The 17,646-nt window shown below is 72.2% G+C and carries 15 protein-coding genes; 9 read left to right on the top strand and 6 right to left on the bottom strand.

Annotation, left to right across the window (positions count from 1 at the left end; translation table 11 throughout):
- Positions 1–23 precede the first annotated feature (23 nt).
- Complete coding sequence (locus ACFY5A_RS11110) at positions 24–494, top strand: DUF4442 domain-containing protein (protein WP_341939806.1); 471 nt, start codon at positions 24–26, stop codon at positions 492–494.
- Here ACFY5A_RS11110 and ACFY5A_RS11105 read toward each other — a convergent pair.
- Complete coding sequence (locus ACFY5A_RS11105; protein WP_387233986.1) at positions 475–1,500, bottom strand: LacI family DNA-binding transcriptional regulator; 1,026 nt, start codon at positions 1,498–1,500, stop codon at positions 475–477. The genes ACFY5A_RS11110 and ACFY5A_RS11105 overlap by 20 nt on opposite strands.
- Positions 1,501–1,573: 73 nt before the next feature.
- Between ACFY5A_RS11105 and ACFY5A_RS11100 the strand changes: the two genes are divergently transcribed.
- From ACFY5A_RS11100 to ACFY5A_RS11080, 5 genes are read left to right on the top strand one after another with little or no spacing between them, the layout of a single operon-like run.
- Positions 1,574–2,581 carry an alpha/beta hydrolase gene (locus ACFY5A_RS11100; RefSeq protein WP_387233983.1) on the top strand — a complete coding sequence of 336 codons (1,008 nt, stop codon included), beginning with the start codon at positions 1,574–1,576 and terminating at the stop codon, positions 2,579–2,581.
- The gene (locus tag ACFY5A_RS11095) at positions 2,578–3,570 is read left to right on the top strand and encodes an alpha/beta hydrolase (RefSeq protein ID WP_387233980.1); all 993 of its coding nucleotides are present in this window, start codon (positions 2,578–2,580) and stop codon (positions 3,568–3,570) included. Before ACFY5A_RS11100 ends, ACFY5A_RS11095 begins: the two co-directional genes overlap by 4 nt.
- 50 nt (positions 3,571–3,620) lie before the next feature.
- Entirely contained in the window at positions 3,621–4,919 is a 1,299-nt protein-coding gene (locus ACFY5A_RS11090) for an MFS transporter (RefSeq protein ID WP_387233977.1), read from the top strand.
- Positions 4,916–6,619 carry a CocE/NonD family hydrolase gene (locus ACFY5A_RS11085; protein WP_387233975.1) on the top strand — a complete coding sequence of 568 codons (1,704 nt, stop codon included), beginning with the start codon at positions 4,916–4,918 and terminating at the stop codon, positions 6,617–6,619. Before ACFY5A_RS11090 ends, ACFY5A_RS11085 begins: the two co-directional genes overlap by 4 nt.
- On the top strand, positions 6,598–7,827 hold the full coding sequence (locus ACFY5A_RS11080; protein WP_387233972.1) for an APC family permease: 1,230 nt from the start codon (positions 6,598–6,600) through the stop codon (positions 7,825–7,827). Before ACFY5A_RS11085 ends, ACFY5A_RS11080 begins: the two co-directional genes overlap by 22 nt.
- Here ACFY5A_RS11080 and ACFY5A_RS11075 read toward each other — a convergent pair whose 3' ends face one another.
- Complete coding sequence (locus ACFY5A_RS11075; protein ID WP_387233969.1) at positions 7,828–8,607, bottom strand: helix-turn-helix domain-containing protein; 780 nt, start codon at positions 8,605–8,607, stop codon at positions 7,828–7,830.
- A 94-nt stretch (positions 8,608–8,701) separates the two neighbouring features.
- Between ACFY5A_RS11075 and ACFY5A_RS11070 the strand changes: the two genes are divergently transcribed.
- Positions 8,702–9,217: a glyoxalase/bleomycin resistance/extradiol dioxygenase family protein gene (locus ACFY5A_RS11070; protein WP_105677389.1), complete on the top strand. Its 516-nt coding sequence runs from the start codon at positions 8,702–8,704 to the stop codon at positions 9,215–9,217.
- Here ACFY5A_RS11070 and ACFY5A_RS11065 read toward each other — a convergent pair.
- The 4 genes from ACFY5A_RS11065 to ACFY5A_RS11050 all read right to left on the bottom strand — a co-directional run bounded on the left by ACFY5A_RS11065 (position 9,195) and on the right by ACFY5A_RS11050 (position 13,308).
- Positions 9,195–9,989, bottom strand: a complete 795-nt coding sequence (locus tag ACFY5A_RS11065; RefSeq protein WP_387235929.1) for an SGNH/GDSL hydrolase family protein — start codon at positions 9,987–9,989, stop codon at positions 9,195–9,197. The genes ACFY5A_RS11070 and ACFY5A_RS11065 overlap by 23 nt on opposite strands.
- Positions 9,990–10,164: 175 nt before the next feature.
- Positions 10,165–11,415 carry a histidine--tRNA ligase gene (locus tag ACFY5A_RS11060; protein WP_387235926.1) on the bottom strand — a complete coding sequence of 417 codons (1,251 nt, stop codon included), beginning with the start codon at positions 11,413–11,415 and terminating at the stop codon, positions 10,165–10,167.
- Between the two features lie 65 nt (positions 11,416–11,480).
- Positions 11,481–12,125 (bottom strand): MazG family protein, encoded by a 645-nt coding sequence (locus ACFY5A_RS11055; RefSeq protein WP_341939816.1) that lies wholly within the window; start codon positions 12,123–12,125, stop codon positions 11,481–11,483.
- 16 nt (positions 12,126–12,141) lie between these two features.
- A complete protein-coding gene (locus ACFY5A_RS11050; RefSeq protein ID WP_387233966.1) occupies positions 12,142–13,308 on the bottom strand; it encodes a Na+/H+ antiporter NhaA in 1,167 nt (388 codons plus the stop codon).
- Positions 13,309–13,448: 140 nt separating this feature from the next.
- Between ACFY5A_RS11050 and ACFY5A_RS11045 the strand changes: the two genes are divergently transcribed.
- Together ACFY5A_RS11045 and gdhA are read left to right on the top strand one after the other, a co-directional pair.
- Positions 13,449–16,136 carry a phosphoenolpyruvate carboxylase gene (locus ACFY5A_RS11045; protein ID WP_387233963.1) on the top strand — a complete coding sequence of 896 codons (2,688 nt, stop codon included), beginning with the start codon at positions 13,449–13,451 and terminating at the stop codon, positions 16,134–16,136.
- Between the two features lie 131 nt (positions 16,137–16,267).
- Positions 16,268–17,638: an NADP-specific glutamate dehydrogenase gene (gene gdhA, locus ACFY5A_RS11040; protein ID WP_387233961.1), complete on the top strand. Its 1,371-nt coding sequence runs from the start codon at positions 16,268–16,270 to the stop codon at positions 17,636–17,638.
- The last annotated feature ends 8 nt before the right edge of the window (positions 17,639–17,646 follow it).

The raw sequence follows: 17,646 nt of genomic DNA, 5'->3' as shown, positions 1-17,646 counted from the left end.
GGACCCTCGTCCAGACTGACGTCATGCGCATCACTCCTCGCCGTCTCGCACTGGGCATGAGCCTGTGGATCCCGAACCTCTTCAGCGGCATCCGCATCCGTCGATTCAGCGAGGACTGGACGCACGCCACGGTCGAGCTGCACGTGAACGTGTTCACCCGCAACTACGTCAAGACCGCGTTCGGCGGGTCGATGTCGGCGATGACCGACCCGTACTTCTTCATGCTCGTGATGCACCAGCTCGGCCGCGACTACGTCGTGTGGGACACCCGCGGCGAGATCGAGTTCCTCAAGCCGGGTCGCGGTGTGCTCACCGCCGAGTTCGAGGTGTCGAGGGAGCAGGCGGAGGAGATCCGCGAGAAGGCGAAGGGCGGAGCGAAGGTGCTCGAGTGGTTCGAGACCGTCATCACCGACCGCGAGGGCGACGTCGTGGCGAGGGTCCGCCGCGAGGTCTACATCCGCGAGAAGAAGCGGGTCACCGCGGCGCGTTCCTGACGCCCTCGCCCGCCGCCGACGCCGCAGGGACCAGCGTGGAGGCGCGGGCCACCAGCGTCGGAGCCAGCCGCACGGTCTCATGCGACGCGGTCGCGCCCGAGACGAGCCCGAGCACCAGCTCGAGCGCCGTCCGCCCGCTCTCCTCGAACGGCTGCCGCACGGTCGTCAGCCCGAGCGCCGCGGCCACCTCGCCGTCGTCGTAGCCGACCACCGCCAGGCGGTCGCGCTCCGGCCGTGCGCGCTGCGCGCTCAGGATCGCAGCGGCGAACTGGTCGTGGTTCGCGACGATCGCCGTGGCATCGGCGGCGAGCGCCGCCCGGAAGACGCGGTCGTCGATCGATGCCGGGTCGGAGAAGGCGAGCCTGGTGACCGCCACGTGCTCTTCGAGGCCGTCGATGCGCAGCATCCCCGCCGAGACGTAGGCCTCGGACCGCTGCGGCTCGTGCACGAACAGGACCCGGCGATGGCCGAGCTCCGCGAGGTGACGGCCGATCTGCGCGCCACCGTCGCGGTCGTCCACGAGCACGACCGGTCCGCCGACATCGGCGCGTGTGGGGACGACGTCGACGTACACGACGGGGATGCGCGCCGCGCGACTCGCACGCCTCGCCGCCCCTCCGAGCGGCACCCCCATCACCACGAGCCCCGACACGTCGGTGCGGGTGGGCAGGACGTCGAGCAGCGGCTCGTCGGCGGATGCCGCGGAGTCGAGGTCGTACGGGATGATGTCGACCGCGGCATCCCTGGCCCGCCGCAGCATGCCGGACAGCCGGCGCAGATACGAGGGATAGGTCGTGAACGGCGCGGCGACGGCGATCCGGGCGGCACCCACCCGGCGCCCGGCCGTCATCCGATAGCCGAGGGCGGTGGCGGCCGCGACGATCCGCTCCCTGGTCTCCGGACGCACCCGGTGCGGGGCGCTGACGGCGAGCGACACGGTCGAGATGCTCACGCCGGCCCGCTCGGCGACGTCGTAGATCGTGACCCGTCCAGGGCGTGCGCGCATGTTCCGGCCTCCGCACTTCATCGAAGTTCTTCGATTCCTCAGACTAGTCCGCAGCCGTCGAAGGAGATGACCGATGCCGAGAAGCCCCCGCTACCGCAGACCGACGCTCGACAGCGCCGTCGCCGCGTACGAGAAGAGGATCGCTCCCCTGCTCGCGCCCGAACCGGCCGATCCCTCCGGGCGCCGACGGGTCGCCCAGGAGAACGACACGGCGGTGAGCGCGGCGCTGGGGATCGAGCCGATCGCCGTGGCGACGGAGGACAGCACCGTCCCCGTGGACGAGCACCCCGACGTGCGGGTTCGCGTGTACTGGCCGGGCGCCGTGCCCGCGACCCGGGGTGCGGGGCTGCCGATCCTCGTCTACTTCTACGGCGGCGGCTTCACGATCGCCGGCATCGACTGGGTGTCGTGGGACGCACGGTTCCGCCAGCGAGCACGGGATGCCGGGATCATCATCGTGGCGGCGGACTACTCCCACGCGCCGGAGCAGCGCTTCCCCGCGCAGCCCGAGCAGTGCTGGAGCGCCTTCGAATGGGCGTACGCGCACGCCGAGGACCTGGGCGGGTCGCGGGACCGTCTCGCGGTGGGCGGCGCGTCGTCCGGCGGCGACCTCGCGGCAGCCGTGACCCTCATGAACCGCGACCGCGAGAACAGGCCGATCGCGATGCAGGTGCTGGAGAATCCGGCGCTCGACCTCACGATCGGCCACGCGGACATGCGCGGCATCAGCGCGGGGATGCCGGGCGTGATCGTGCGCACGGCCGGACAGGCCCTCGTGCGGCAGTACGTCGGCGACGACCGCGCACTGGCCCGCCACCCGTACGCGTCCCCGCTGCTCGCCGACAGCCACGAGGGCCTCCCGCCCGCGCTCATCCTGACCTCGGAGCTGGATCCGCTCCGCGGTGACGGAGAGGCCTACGCGCGTGCGCTCTCCGCAGCCGACGTCCCGGTGACGGCGATCCGGTTCATCGGACAGACCCACGGATCCCTGGGGTCCACGGGGTACGTGCCGGCGGCGGATGCTGCGCACCGCATCCTCGTCGGCGAGCTGCGCACCCTGCACGATCGGGGGCGCGCATGACCGGATCCGAACACGGCATCCCTCCGCTCGCGGCCCCCGTCCGAGAGTGGATCCGTCGCGCCGAGGAGCTCTCCGCCGCGATCCCCGGCATCGACTCGGACGACCCCGCCGCGCGACGCCTCGCCGCGTGGGAGCTCAGCGACCTGCTCGCGCTGGAGTTCACCGAACCCGCCGGAGACGGCGTGCGCGTCGACGAGACGGTGGTGGCCGGCGGCGACGGACTCCTCCGTGCACGCCGGTTCCGCCCGGAGAGCGCGAGCGGACTCCTGCCGACCGTGCTCTGGCTGCACGGCGGCGGCTGGGTGGGCGGAACCATCGACGAGATCGTCAACGAACGGCTCTGCGCCGACCGCGCTCTCCGCTCGGGAGTGCAGCTCATCTCGCTCGAGTACCGCCTCGCGCCCGAGCATCCGTTCCCGGCCGCGGTGGAGGATGCGGTCGCCGCGCTCGCCGATCTGCGCCTCCGCACCGACGAACTCGGCATCGCCCCCTCCCGGCTCGGCATCGGCGGCAACTCGGCGGGAGCGACGATCGCCGCATCGACGGCGCTGTGTGAACGGGACGCAGGGCGCGCGCTGCACCACCAGACCCTGGAGGTGCTGCCGGCCACCCTGCGGCCGACCGGCGGCTCCTTCACGAGATACCGCCGCGCCTCGGGGATGGAGGGCGCAGAGGTCCTCGCCGACGTCTACCGCGCCGGGGCGCCCCTCGCCGAGGCCTCCCCCCTCGAAGCGGCCGACCATCGGGACCTGCCCCCTGCGCTGATCCTCGTCGCGGAGTTCGACCCGCTCCGAGACGGCGCCGTCGCCTATGCGGAGGCGCTGCGCGCCGCCGGGGTCCCCGTCACCCTCCGTGTCGGCGAGGGGCATGTGCACGGCTCCCCCGGTGTCACCCGATGGCAGGGAGCACGCGACTGGCGAGATGCGCTCACCGCCGAACTCGCCGCCGCCTACGCCCCGCTCTCCGTCTCAACCACCGCCCGACCCTGAACCGACCTGACCCGACCTGACCCGACCCCTCACCCGCTCTGGAGACGATGATGTCCACCCACGCAGTCGACCCCGTGTTCCCCTCCCCTCCCGTCCCCCCGCTCGCGGAGGACGCCATCCCCGGCGAGCGCCAGACCCTCTGGTTCTGGATCGCCTTCGTGCTCACCTGGCTCGCGACCGGCATCGCCCAGGGCGTGGCCGGCGTCGCCGTGCCGCAGCTGCTGAAGGAGTGGAATCCCGACCAGGCGACGGGCGACCTCAGCATCGTGCTGACTGTCGGCGGCGCGGCGATCCTCGTCACGACCCCGATCTTCGGACGCCTCAGCGACCGCTCCATGTCGCGGCTCGGCATCCGCCGCCCGTGGATCCTCTACGGCGTGCTCGTCGCGGCCGTCGGCTACGTCGTCCAGGCCTTCGCGACCTCGCTGTTCCTGCTGGGCCTCGGGGTCGTCCTCGTGCTCATCGGCTGGGGCGCCGTGTCCATGACCGTGCACACCCTGTTCGCCGATCAGATCCGCCGCCGGATCCGTGCGATCATGTCGGCGGTCACCGGGGCCGCGACGACGATCGGCATCCTCGGCGGCGTCGCGCTGGCCGGAGCGGTCGCCGGCACCGGCCAGGTCGGCATGTTCCTGATCCCGGGTGGACTCGCGTCCGTGCTCGCGATCGCGCTGTTCTTCGCTCTCCGCGACCTGCACCGCACCGTTCCCGCCCCGCCGATGGACTGGCGCGGCGTGCGGGAGACGTTCTGGCTGAGTCCGCGTCGCTACCCGGACTTCGCGTGGGCCTGGGTCTGCCGCTTCTTCATGACCGCGTCGATCGTGTCGGTGACGAGCTACCTCTACCTCACGATCTCCAGCCGTTTCGGCCTGGACGACCCCGCCGAGATCGCGGGCGTGCAGACCCAGGCGACGGCCGCCTTCACCCTCATGAACCTCGTGATGGCGTTCGTGTTCGGCGTGATCTCCGATCGCACGGGTCGGCGCAAGCCGACGGTGGTGATCGGCGCCCTGACCAGCGCGGTGGGCCTCGTGTTCGCCGTCTCGTTCGGAGACATCGCGTTCTTCCTCATCGGCATCGCGATCGTCGGCGCGGGGCAGGGCGCATACATCGCAGCCGACGTCGCCCTCATGACGGAGTGCCTGCCGTCGACGGAGGACGCGGGCAAGGACCTCGGCATCGTCGCGCTCGCCTACCTGCTCCCCGGTATCCTCGTGCCCGTGTTCGGTTTCTTCGTGACGCGCATCGGCTCCCCCACCGGGGAGAACTTCGTGGCGCTCTATGTCGGCGCCGTCGCGATGGCGCTCCTCGCCGCCTTCGCGGTCACCCGGGTGAAGGCGGTGCGATGAGCGGGCCCCGGCGGATGCCGCGTGCGGCACGCAACGAGTACCGCCGCCTCCGTGCGGCCTCGGACATGCCGCCAGCGACGCACCCCGACGTGCATCGCGACATCGGCATCCCGGTCGCCGCCGACGACGGGGTCGAGCTCCTCACCGACCACTGGTGGGCCGACGGCGCCGGCGATCAGACGCTGCTCATCCGCACGCCCTACGGCCGGGACGGCGCCGCAGGGGTCGCCCGCTTCATCGCCGAGCGCGGGCACCACGTCGTGGTCCAGAGCTGCCGGGGCACCTTCGGCTCCGGGGGCCGCTTCACCCCCCTGCACGACGAGGTCGCCGACGGCCAGGCCACGATGCGGTGGCTGCGCGCGCAGCCCTGGTCGACAGGGCGCGTGCACTCCTGGGGCGGCAGCTACTTCGGCGTGACCCAGTGGGCGTACTGCGATGGAGACCTCCGCCCCGACGCCATGGGCATCGCCGTCTCGGCACGACGCTTCGACGACGCGATCCTCTACCCCGGAGGCGGATTCTCGATCGACACGCCGCTCACCTGGGCCTATGCCCTCGGCATCCAGGAGCGCCCCCTGTTCGCGCGCCTCTGGGCGCTGCTGCGCGCGCGGAGGGCCTTCGTGCGCGGTGCGCTCACCGCGCCACCGAGCGATGCGGTCCGCGTCGCTCTCGGCGAGGACCCGCCGTTCTTCCGCGACTGGGTCGAGCACAGCGACGCCGGCGACCCGTGGTGGGAGCCGATGCACTTCGCCTCGGACCCGCAGACGGTGCCGCCGGTCACGCTGATGGCCGGGTGGCAGGATCTCTTCCTCGTCGGCCAGCTGCACGACCATGCGGCGCTGACGGAGGCCGGGGTCCCTGTCCGACTCGTCGTGGGCGACTGGATCCACGGTGCACCGGAGACCACTGTGCTCGGGGTGCGCGAGGCGCTGCGCCAGTTCGAGGGCACGGGAACGACCACGGGAGCCCGGGTGGAGATCAGCGGGGGCGGCGGATGGCGCGAGCTCGCCTCCTGGCCCCCGGACAGCTCACCGCAGCGGCTCGAGCTGACCGGAGACGGCGGGCTCTCCGCCGCCGACGCGACCCGGGCTCCGACCACGATGTCGTACCGCTACGACCCGTCCGATCCGACTCCGGACGCCGGTGGTCGCACGCTCAACCCGTTCGGGGCCGGCCGTCGCGAGCAGCGTCGACGCGAGGCCCGCGACGATGTGCTGGTCTTCACCGGCGAGCTCCTCGCCGAGCCGCTCACCGTGATCGGAGAGCCGTCGATCGAGCTGACGCTGTCATCGTCGAATCCGCGAGCCGACCTCTTCGTGCGACTGTGCGAGGTCGACGCGAAGGGCGCATCGCTGGCGATCACCGACGGCTACGTCCGGCTCGCCCCGGAGTCCGACTCCGGGACGGCGGCGGGTGAGCCACGGCGCATCCGACTGCCCCTCGCCCCTCTCGCGCACCGTTTCGCCGCGGGGCATCGCCTGCGCGTGCAGGTCTCGTCGGGCGCCCACCCCCTGCACCTGCGCAACCCGGGCACCGACGACCCCGTGCGCGATCACTCGCGACTCGTCCCGAGCACGCAGACGCTCGCGCTCGGCGGAGACTCCCCCGCCGTCCTCTCCCTCCCCCTCGTCGTCGAGGAGGACACCGATCGTTCACCGGTCCGTGGCACGATGACGGAGTGCCCCTCGCCCGCCGCCTGACCCTCCGCGACGCCGTCGCCATCGGCCTCGGATCGATGATCGGCGCCGGTGTCTTCTCGGTGTGGGGACCGGCATCCGCGGCCGCCGGGGGCGGGCTGCTCATCGCGCTCGCGATCGCCGCGTTCGTCGCGTTCTGCAACGCCACGGCATCCGCCCAGCTCGCCGCCGCGCACCCTGTCGCCGGCGGGACGTACGCGTACGCGCGCGCCGAGATCGGTCCGTGGTGGGGCTTCATCGCCGGCTGGGGCTTCGTGATCGGCAAGATCGCGAGCTGCGCGGCGATGGCGATGACGTTCGCGGCGTACGCGGCTCCGGAGGGCTGGCGGGTGCCCGTCGCCGTCCTCGCCGTCGCCGCCCTGTGCGCGGTGAACTGCCTCGGCATCACCCGGACGGCCCTGGTCACCCGCATCCTCGTCGTCGTCTCGCTGCTCGGCCTCGCCGTCGTCGTCGCGGCCGGGTTCTCGTCCGCACCGACAGCCGCCCCCGTTCCGCTCCCCGACGCGACCGCGTACGGGGTGCTGCAGGGAGCCGGGCTGCTGTTCTTCGCCTTCGCAGGGTACGCGCGCATCGCGACCATGGGCGAGGAGGTCGTCGACCCGGCTCGCACGATCCCCCGCGCCATCGTGCTCGCCCTCGGCGGAGCCGTGCTCGTCTACGCACTGGTCGCCGTCGTGACGCTGCTGGTGCTCGGAGCGGATGCCGCGACGACGGCCGCCCCGCTCGCGGAGATCGTCTCCCGGTCCGGCTGGGACGGCGCGGTGCCGCTCGTGCGGGTCGCCGCGGCGACGGCCTCCCTCGGCGCGCTCCTCGCGCTCCTCACCGGCGTCGGGCGCACCACCCTCGCGATGGCCAGGGAGTCGGACCTGCCGCGATTCCTGTCAGCGGTCGACGAGCGGTGGCACGTCCCCCGGCGGGCGGAGATCGTCGTCGGGGCGGTCGTGATCGTCATCGTGCTCGTCGCCGACCTCCGCGGGGCGATCGGCTTCTCCTCGTTCGGGGTGCTCCTGTACTACCTGATCGCGAACGCCGCCGCGTTCCGGCAGCACGGCGCGGCTCGACGCTATCCGCGCTGGCTGCAGGTCGCCGGCGCGCTGGGCTGCCTCGTCCTCGTGAACTCCCTGCCGGTCGTGGCCTCGCTCATCGGCACGGGCGTCGTGCTCGTCGGCGTCGGCTACCGGATGCTGCGTCTGCGGCTCGCCCGCGCCTGATCAGTCCGCCGCATCGGCCCGGTACGTGCGCGGGGCGATCCCGAGCACGCTGCGGAAGTCACGGGTGAGGTGCGCGTGATCGGCGTATCCGAGCTCGGCGGCGAGTGCTGCCAGATCCGCACCGGGGTCGACCCGCAGCCGTTCGGCGGCGTCCTGCAGCCTCCTCCGGCGGATCATCGCCGCGGGAGAGAGTCCGACGTAGCGGTGCGCGAGACGCTGCAGGGTGCGCACGGACACCGCGAGACGTGTCGCCGCCTCCTCGGGCGAGGCCGCCGCGCTCTCGCCCAGGAGCACGTCGACGAGGGTGTTCGCCTGCAGGGCCACGTCTCCCGGCTCTCCCACGCGTGCGGCGATCCACGCGGAGAACGCGTCGACCGCCCGCTCGCGATGCCCCTCCCCCGACGACATCGCCGCGACGACGGCGGCGCGCAGCTCCGGCTCGTCGAGGACCCGCTCCCCGTCGACCAGGGACGACGGATCGTCGACGAGCGCCGCGACCGCGGCCGGCCGCAGCATGGCTCCGACCGCCCAGCTCGTGCCGCGGAGGTCGCGGTGCGAGGAGCGCGTCGTCGCGCCGGAGAGGGTGACGGCGTCGGGCTCGACCACGAGGTTGAGGGCCGGATAGCCGACGACCTCCTGCCGTGAGGACCGCCCCGGCTCGACGTCCCACTCGGGGACCCGGAACCACACCACGAGCTCGCGCGCGGCATCCGTCGGAGGCAGCCGATGGAACTGCGGCAGCCTCGCCGGATAGAGCACGCCGCGCGTGGGGTTCACCATCGCCCCAGCGTACGGTCCGCCGCCGACACGGCACCCGTCGAGGTTGTCGCGGATGTTCAAGCCCGCGGCATCATCCCCTTCCTACGCTGTCCCCATGACGAACAGCACACCTGCCGGCGCGACCGGCGAGCACACGACAGACGGGCGCCCGCACGGCGCGACCTCGCTGACCCCCTTCCTGGCGATCGCCGGGGCGAAGGATGCGATCGACTTCTACCGCGACGTCTTCGGCGCGCGTGTGATCGACGTGACCGAGTTCGGCGGGGTGGTCGCCCACGCCGACCTCGACTTCGGCGCAGGGCACCTGCAGCTGGGAGAGCCGAGCCCCGACTACCACCTCGTCCCCGCCCCGGCCGGGGAGGACGACTGCTACTCGATGGGCCTGTACGTGCCCGACGTCGACGCGGTCGTCGAGCGCGCCGTGGCCGCGGGGGCCGTCGTGCGCGAGGCGCCGTCGGATTTCGTGTCGGGAGACCGGTTCGCGAGCATCCGCGACCCCTTCGGCGTGCGCTGGTCGGTGATGACGCGGGTGGAGGACATCTCCGAGGAGGAGAGCGCGCGCCGCGTCGCCGAGTGGGCGGCGTCGTTCAGCGCCGCACCGGCGGAGTGAGCCGCTCGACGGAACGGCACAGCGCGGGAAGCAGCGCCTCGGCCGTCCGACGGTAGCCCAGAGCGCTGGGGTGGAACCGGTCGAGGCTGAACATCTCCTCCGGCTCGTCGAGGAACATCGGTCCGACCGCGCGGCGCAGGTCGACGGCCTCTGCCCCCGCCTGCGCCGCCGTCTCCGCCTGCACCTCCGCCAGACGGCGGGACATGCTCGCGGCGAGGCGGCGCAGCGGCTGCGGGACCGCGCGCAGGGCGCCGAGGTCCGGGCAGGTGCCGACGACGACCTCGGCACCCTGGGCGCGGAGTCTCCGGATCGCGTCGTCGAGGTGCTGGGCCGAGACGGACGTCGGGATGCGATGGGTGACGTCGTTGCCGCCGACCACGATCACCGCGACGTGCGGCCGATACCCCTCCGGCACGGCGTCGAGCTGGGCGGCGAGATCGGGCGACTCCGCGCCGACGACCGCGACCGTGCGCAGTCGGACGGGACGGTGCATCCGCGCCGCCAGCCCCTTCGCGAGCCGGCCTCCGAGCGTCTGCTTGCGTCGCTCAGCGCCGAGACCGGCGGCCAGGGAGTCGCCGAGCAGCAGCAGCTCGATCGGCTCGCCCTCGAACGCGCGACGCCAGACGCGGTCCGCGTCGAGCGACTCCTCGCCGAGCGGTTTGCCGATCCGGCGGCGGGCGATCGCCGCCTGCCTCGTCAGCAGAAGGCGGATGCCGAAGACGGATGCCGTCGCACCGATCCCGAGCGCGGCGAGGAGACGATAGCGGCCCACCCCATGATTCGACCCGACCGCCGTGAACGCCGGGTGAACGGGCGGCCCGAGACCGTCCGCGGGGCCGATGTCGTGGCAGGAGACGAGCGTGTCGACGCGCTCCGCTCGCTCGACGACCGGCGTCACCCGGTCGTCGAGCGAGGAGCGCAGCGACGAGACGAACGCCTGCACCCGCTCAGCTGAGCGGCTTGAGCTCCAGCTCCGCCGCACCGGGGGCGACGGTCGCGAAGGCGGTGTAGCCGTCGGCGGCCGAGCGCTCGAGCAGCGCCTTGAGGTTCTTCGTGCGGCGCTCCAGGCGCACGCGCGCGCCGTCGGCGACGAGCGCGGCCTTGTGCGCGACGAGCTCCGCGACCGGCACGTCGGCGTCGTGGATGAGCACCACGGCCCGCGCCGCGGCATCCGCGTCGGCGGTCACGAGGTCGACGAGCCGCTCGAAGCCGAGCGAGAACCCGACGGCCGCGACCTGCTGTCCGAGGAAGCGCCCGATCATGCCGTCGTAGCGCCCGCCTCCGCCCAGCGAGTAGTCCACGGAGGGGTGCGCCAGCTCGAAGATCGTGCCGGTGTAGTAGCCCATGCCCCGGACGAGGAACGGATCGAAGAGGAGCGGGATGTCGGTGCGGCCGGTGCCGGCGGCGACGGCGTCTCCGATGCCGACGAGGTGTGCGACGATCTCCTCCGGCGCGTCCTCCGGGAGGGCCTTGCGGATCTGCCGCTCGCCGAACGGGTTGTACTCCATCGTCTGCGGACGCCGCAGGAACGCTTCGAAGGCGTCCACCGCCTGCGGCGCGGCGCCGCGCTCGCGGAGCTCCGCGGCCACGCCGTCGGGACCGATCTTGTCGAGCTTGTCGATCGTGATCAGCACCCCCGGACGCTCGTCGGCGCCGAAGCCGAAGGTCTCCAGCATCCAGTCGAGCACCCGCCGGTCGTTGATGCGCACGGTCGCGCCCTCGAGCCCCAGCGCGTCCAGCGCGTCGAGCGAGGCCACCATGAGCTCCGCCTCGGCCCGCGAGGACTCGTCGCCCATGATGTCGATGTCGCACTGCACGAACTGGCGGTAGCGGCCCTTCTGCGGACGCTCGGCGCGCCACACAGGACCGATCTGGATCGAGCGGAAGACGCCGGGCAGCTGACCGCGGTTGCTCGCGTAGAAGCGGGCGAGCGGAACGGTGAGGTCGTAGCGGAGTCCGAGGTCGGCGAGGGCCGCCGTGTCGTCGGCCGCCTCGCGGATCGCCTCCGCATCGAGTCCCCGGCGCAGGACGTTGTAGGCGAGCTTCTCGTTGTCGCCGCCGATGCCCGCATGCAGACGCGAGTACTCCTCGAGGGCCGGGGTCTCGATCTCGTCGAAGCCGTGCGCGCGATAGCGGTCGCGGATGACGGAGAGGACGCGCTCGCGGCGCGCCTTGTCGGCGGGGAGGATGTCGCGCATGCCGCGCGGCGGGTTCACAGTAGCCACGCCTCCATCTTTCCAGGTCGGCGGAGCGACTCGACGACTCAGCGGTCGGACTCGGCGGCGCGGACCTCGTCTTCGAGCACTCGGAGGCGCTCGCGGAGCGCCCGTTCGGCATCCCACCCGCTGTCGCGAGCCAACGCGACGAGCGAGAGGAGCGCGTCGCCCAGCTCGGCCTCGGACCCCGGGGTCTGTGCGGGCGCCGGCACCACGGCGCCGACGCCCTCGGCGCGGCCGACGACCTTCTGCGCCAGCGCGAGAGCCGGCATGCCGCGCGGGATGCCGTCGAGCACGCTCCGCCTGGTGCGCTTCTCCGCGGCCTTCGCGGCGTTCCAGTGCACCAGCACCTCCTCGGGCGTCTCGGCCGTCTCACCGGCGAAGACGTGAGGATGCCGTCGCACCATCTTCTCGTTGAGCGTGCGGGCGACGTCGTCCACGTCGAAGGGGTCGTCCGGGTCCTGCGCGGCGATCGCCGAGTGGAACAGCACCTGCCAGAGCAGGTCGCCCAGTTCCTCGCGGAGATCGGCGCGCGATCCGCTCTCGACGGCGTCGATCACCTCGTGCGACTCCTCGATCAGGTACGGCACGAGGTCGCGGTGGGTGATCCGCTGCGACCACACGCACCGCTCGCGCACGGCCCGCATGGTCTCGGCGACCTCGCGCAGCGGGTCCTGGTCGGCAGTCGTCATGCGGACTCCTTCGTGGTCATGAGGACGCGGCGGACACGCGACGGTACCAGCCGGAGCGCAGGGACACCACGACCGCCGAGAGCAGGAGCGCGATGAGCGAGCCGACGAGGACGCCGAGGATCGCCTGATCGCGGATGCCGTCGTCCGCCGCGAAGGCGAGGTTCGCGAGCAGCAGCGACACGGTGAAGCCGATGCCGCCCAACGCGCCGGCCGCGAGCAGGTCGGCGAACGGGAGAGCGGGCGCGGCGCCGCGCGGACGGATGCGCATGGCGATCCAGCCGAAGAGGGAGATGCCCACGATCTTGCCGACGGGAAGCGCGATCACGATGCCCCAGAACGCCGGCGACAGTTCGGTCGGAGACACCGCGGGGATCACCACGAACGCCGCGACGAAGGCGAAGAGCGGCAGAATCGCACCGTTCACGGTCGGCTCGAGGGCGTGGCGCACGCGCCCCGCAGGAATCGGGGCCATCACGAGCCCCAGCAGCACGCCGGCGATCGTGGCGTGGATGCCGGACGCGGCGACGAGTCCCCAGGCCACGATGCCGACCGCAGCCATCGCCAGCGCGATCGCCGGATGCCCCGTGGCGTGCAGCAGTCGGCTCAGCGCCCAGAAGGCGGCCACCGCGACCACGGCGAGCACGAGCAGCAGCCACTGCACATCGTGCGCGAACAGCACCGCGATGAAGATGATGCCGATGATGTCGTCGAGGATCGCGAGGGCGAGGAGGAACACCCGCACGCCCGACGGCAGTCCTCGACCGAACATCGCGAGGACGCCGAGGGCGAAGGCGATGTCGGTCGCCGTCGGCACGGGCCAGCCCGACGCGGTGCTCGCGTCGCCGGCGATCAGGAGGTAGACGATGATCGGGACCAGCACGCCTCCGGTGGCGGCGATCGCGGGCTGGAGCGCCTTGCGCGGGGAGTCGAGCTCGCCGTGCGTGAGCTCGTGTCGCAGCTCGATCGCGACGACGAGGAAGAAGACGGCGAGCAGCCCGTCCGACACCCAGTGCGCGATGGAGAGATCGAGCGCGGTGCCGGGCACGGCGATGTGGATGTCCAGGACGGCGGCGATCCCGTCGTGCGTGGGCAGGTTGGCGAGCAGGATCCCGAGGCCCGCTGCGATCAGCAGGAGGACGGCGGGGAACTGCTGACCGCGGAGGGGGTTCGCCGAGATGCGCATTCCCACCATGCTACGTGCGGCCGCGTCCGCAGCGGCCGCACGAGACGCGGAGACCGATCGGACCGGCGCCGTTCATGAAGAGTTCGTTACGACGCGTCATGCGGGCGGAGCACCCTTCCGCTCCCGGCTACTCTCGAAGGGTGACCCCCGCACAGTCTTTTCCCGAGCCCACGAACACCGAAGCGATCCGCGTCATCGGACGGTTCGAAGCAGGCCGCGGCATCCCGGACGCCATGCGATCCGACGTGAGGATGCTGGGCGCGCTGCTCGGCCAGGTGCTGCGCGAAGCCGGAGGCGACGACCTGTTCGAAGATGTCGAGCGCCTCCGCCTCGCCACCATCCAGGCGTACGACGAGGAGACCCCTGACGCCTTCGACAGGGCGGCGGCGATCGCCGAGTCCTTCACGGTGCAGCGCGCCGACGAGGTGGCCCGCGCCTTCACCTGCTACTTCCACCTGGTCAACCTCGCCGAGGAGCACCAGCGCGTGCGCGTGCTGCGCGAGCGCGCGGGTCAGCCGGGCCGAGAGGATGCCGCCGACACCGTCGCCACCGCGTACGCGCGACTGAAGAGCGAGGTCGGCGAGGACGAGGCGCGCCGCCGGCTGCAGGGCCTGCGCTTCCACCCCGTCTTCACCGCCCACCCCACGGAGGCCCGTCGCCGCGCGGTGTCGTCGAGCATCCGACGCCTGTCGGAGCTGCTGACCCAGCACGACGCGGCGAGCGCGGGCGGGGCCGAGGAGCACCGTGCGCGACGCCGGATGCTGGAGGAGATCGACACCCTGTGGCGCACCGCTCCGCTGCGCGCGCAAAAGCCGTCGCCCACAGACGAGGTGCGCACGGTCATGGGCGTCTTCGACGAGACGCTGTTCACGACGGTGCCCCACGTGTACCGCACCATCGACGACGCGCTGCGCGGCGAGGAGTCGGGCGCGAGCGCCCCCGTCGTGCCGGCCTTCGTGCGCATCGGCTCCTGGGTCGGCGGCGACCGCGACGGCAACCCCTTTGTCACGGCATCCGTGACGCGCGAGGCCTCGCAGATCGCCTCGGATCACGTGCTGCGCGGACTCGAGCGCGCCCTGGAGCGCATCGGCCGCACGCTCACCCTCGACGCGGAGGACACGCCGCCGAGCTCCGAGGTCATCGCACTGTGGGAGGCGTACGCCGCGAGGGAGCCACGGGAGGCAGCCGAGCTGGCGACCCGCTCCCCCGGCGAGCCGCACCGTCGGGTGATCCTCGTGCTCGCCCGTCGGGTCGCGGCGACCCGGCGCGGCGACGAGCTCCGCTACTCCGGCCCGGACGAGCTGCTCGCCGATCTCCGCGCCGTGCAGGGATCGCTGGCGGAAGCCGGCGCCCGTCGGCACGCCTTCGGCGGCGTCCAGCATCTGATCTGGCAGGTGGAGACCTACGGGTTCCACCTCACCGAGCTGGAGGTGCGCCAGCACTCGCAGGTGCACGCGAAGGCTCTTGCGGAGATCGAGAGCGGCGAGCCCGTCAGCGCGCAGACCGAGGAGGTGCTGGAGGTCTTCCGCGCCATCGCCGAGATCCAGCGCGATCGCGGGCTCCGCGCCGCCGGACGCTACGTCGTCTCCTTCACGCAGGCGGCCTCCGACCTGGCGGCCGTACACCGTCTCGCCCGGCACGCGCTCGGCGACGATGCCCCCGTGCTCGACGTCGTCCCGCTGTTCGAGACGTTCGCCGACCTGCAGGCCGCCCCCGGCATCCTCGCCGAGGCCGTCGAGTTCCCCGAGTTCCGTGCGCGCATGGCCGCGACCGGCAACCGGCTGGAGGTCATGCTCGGCTACTCCGACTCCTCGAAGGACGTCGGCCCCGTGGCCGCCAACCTCGCGCTCTACGAGGCGCAGGAGAAGATCGCCCAGTGGGCGCGGGATGCCGACATCGAGCTGACCCTCTTCCACGGACGCGGCGGCGCGCTCGGACGCGGCGGGGGCCCGGCGAACTCGGCGATCCTCGCGCAGCCGCCGCACTCCGTCGACGGCCGGTTCAAGCTCACCGAGCAGGGCGAGGTCATCTTCGCCCGCTACGGCGAGCCGGCCATCGCGATGCGCCACATCGATCAGGTGGCCGCGGCGACGCTGCTCGCCTCCTCCCCCACGGTCGAGGAGCGCACGAGCAGCGCGGCCGCTCGCTACGCGGACATCGCCCGCACCATGGACGTGTCCTCGCGGGAGCGCTTCTTCTCGCTGGTCAAGGCGGAGGGCTTCGCGCCCTGGTTCGCCACGGTCACCCCGATGGAGGAGATCGGCCTGCTCGCCCTCGGGTCCCGCCCGGCCCGCCGCGGGCTCTCGGTCGAATCCCTCGAGGACCTCCGTGCGATCCCGTGGGTGTTCGCATGGACTCAGGCGCGCATCAACCTCGCCGGCTGGTTCGGCCTCGGCACCGCGCTCGACGCCGTCGGAGACGAGGCGCTGCTGGTCGAGGCCTACCGCGAATGGCCGCTGCTGCGCACCATGATCGACAACGTGGCGATGAGCCTCGCGAAGACCGACGAGCGCATCGCCCGCCAGTACCTCGCCCTCGGCGACCGCGACGACCTCGCGGCTCTCGTGCTCGATGAGCTCGCTCTCACTCGGCAGTGGGTCATCCGCCTCACGGGCGGTGAGGGCCTCCTCGTGAACAAGCCCGTGCTGCAGCGAGCCGTGCAGCTGCGCAGCCCCTACGTCGACGCGCTCTCGCTGCTGCAGTTGCGCGCCCTCCGCGCTCTGCGCTCCGCACAGGACGCGACGGGTTCGGGTGTCGATGAGGAGCAGCGCCGGCTCCTCCTGCTGTCTGTCAGCGGCGTCGCCGCCGGCCTGCAGAACACCGGGTGAGCTGCGCACGCACGTCGCAGAGGACGGCCCGCTCCGCGCGGCCGGTAGAGTGAAAACTCCGCCTGATCCGGCGAAGCACTCACGCGACACGATCGCCCGCGCTCAAAATCCCCCTTTCAGAAAGCATTCGCGTGACCGCAACGACGACCCCTGACTTCCATCCGCTCGCCGACTCCGTGCAGCCCGTCTTCGACACGGTGCTCGCCCGCAGCCCGCACGAGCCGGAGTTCCACCAGGCCGTGCACGAGGTGCTGCACTCGATCGCCCCGGTGCTCGAGCAGCACCCGGAGTACATCGACGGCGGCATCCTGGAGCGCCTGGTCGAGCCGGAGCGCCAGATCATGTTCCGCGTGCCGTGGGTCGACGACGCCGGACGTCTGCAGGTCAACCGCGGCTACCGCATCCAGTTCTCCTCGGTGCTCGGCCCCTACAAGGGCGGCCTGCGCTTCCACCCGTCGGTGAACCTCTCGATCATCAAGTTCCTCGGCTTCGAGCAGATCTTCAAGAACGCCCTCACCGGTCAGGGCATCGGCGGAGGCAAGGGCGGATCGGACTTCGACCCGCACGGCCGGTCCGATGCCGAGGTCATGCGCTTCTGCCAGTCGTTCATGAACGAGCTGTACCGCCACCTCGGCGAGCACACCGACGTCCCCGCGGGAGACATCGGCGTCGGCGGCCGCGAGATCGGCTACCTCTTCGGCCAGTACCGCAAGGTCACCAACCGTCACGAGTCGGGCATGTTCACCGGCAAGGGCACAGGCTGGGGCGGCGCCGAGGTGCGCACGGAGGCCACCGGATACGGCGCGGTGTTCTTCGCTCAGGAGATGCTCGCCGTGCACGGCGAGACGCTCGCCGGAAAGCGCGTCGGCATCTCCGGCTCGGGCAACGTCGCGATCTACGCGATCCAGAAGGCGACCCAGCTCGGCGCGACCGCCGTCACGGCATCCGACTCCTCCGGCTACGTCGTCGACGACGCCGGCATCGACCTCGACCTGCTCCGTCAGCTCAAGGAGGTCGAGCGCGCCCGCATCGTCGAGTACGCGAACCGCCGTCCGAGCGCCCGCTTCGTCGAGGGCGGCAGCGTCTGGGAGGTGCCGGTCGACATCGCCGTGCCGTCCGCCACGCAGAACGAGGTGAGCCTGCCCGATGCCGAGGCGCTCATCGCCAACGGCGTGCGCGCCGTCTCCGAGGGCGCGAACATGCCCTGCGTCCCCGACGCGGTCGACGCCTTCCAGAAGGCGGGAGTGCTCTTCGCCCCCGGAAAGGCCGCGAACGCCGGCGGCGTCGCGACCTCGGCACTGGAGATGAGCCAGAACGCGTCGCGCCAGCGTTGGAGCTTCGGCGACAGCGAGAACAAGCTCCGCGAGATCATGGCCGACATCCACTCCGCGGCCTTCGACGCCGCCGAGCGCCACGGCCGTCCTGGTGACTACGTCGCCGGGGCCAACATCGCCGGCTTCGAGCGCGTCGCCGCCGCGATGCTCGCCCAGGGCGTCATCTGACCCCTCAT

The organism is Microbacterium sp. NPDC012755 (assembly GCF_042901325.1).
GTDB lineage: Bacteria > Actinomycetota > Actinomycetes > Actinomycetales > Microbacteriaceae > Microbacterium > Microbacterium natoriense.
This window is presented reverse-complemented; position numbering and strand designations above follow the sequence as displayed.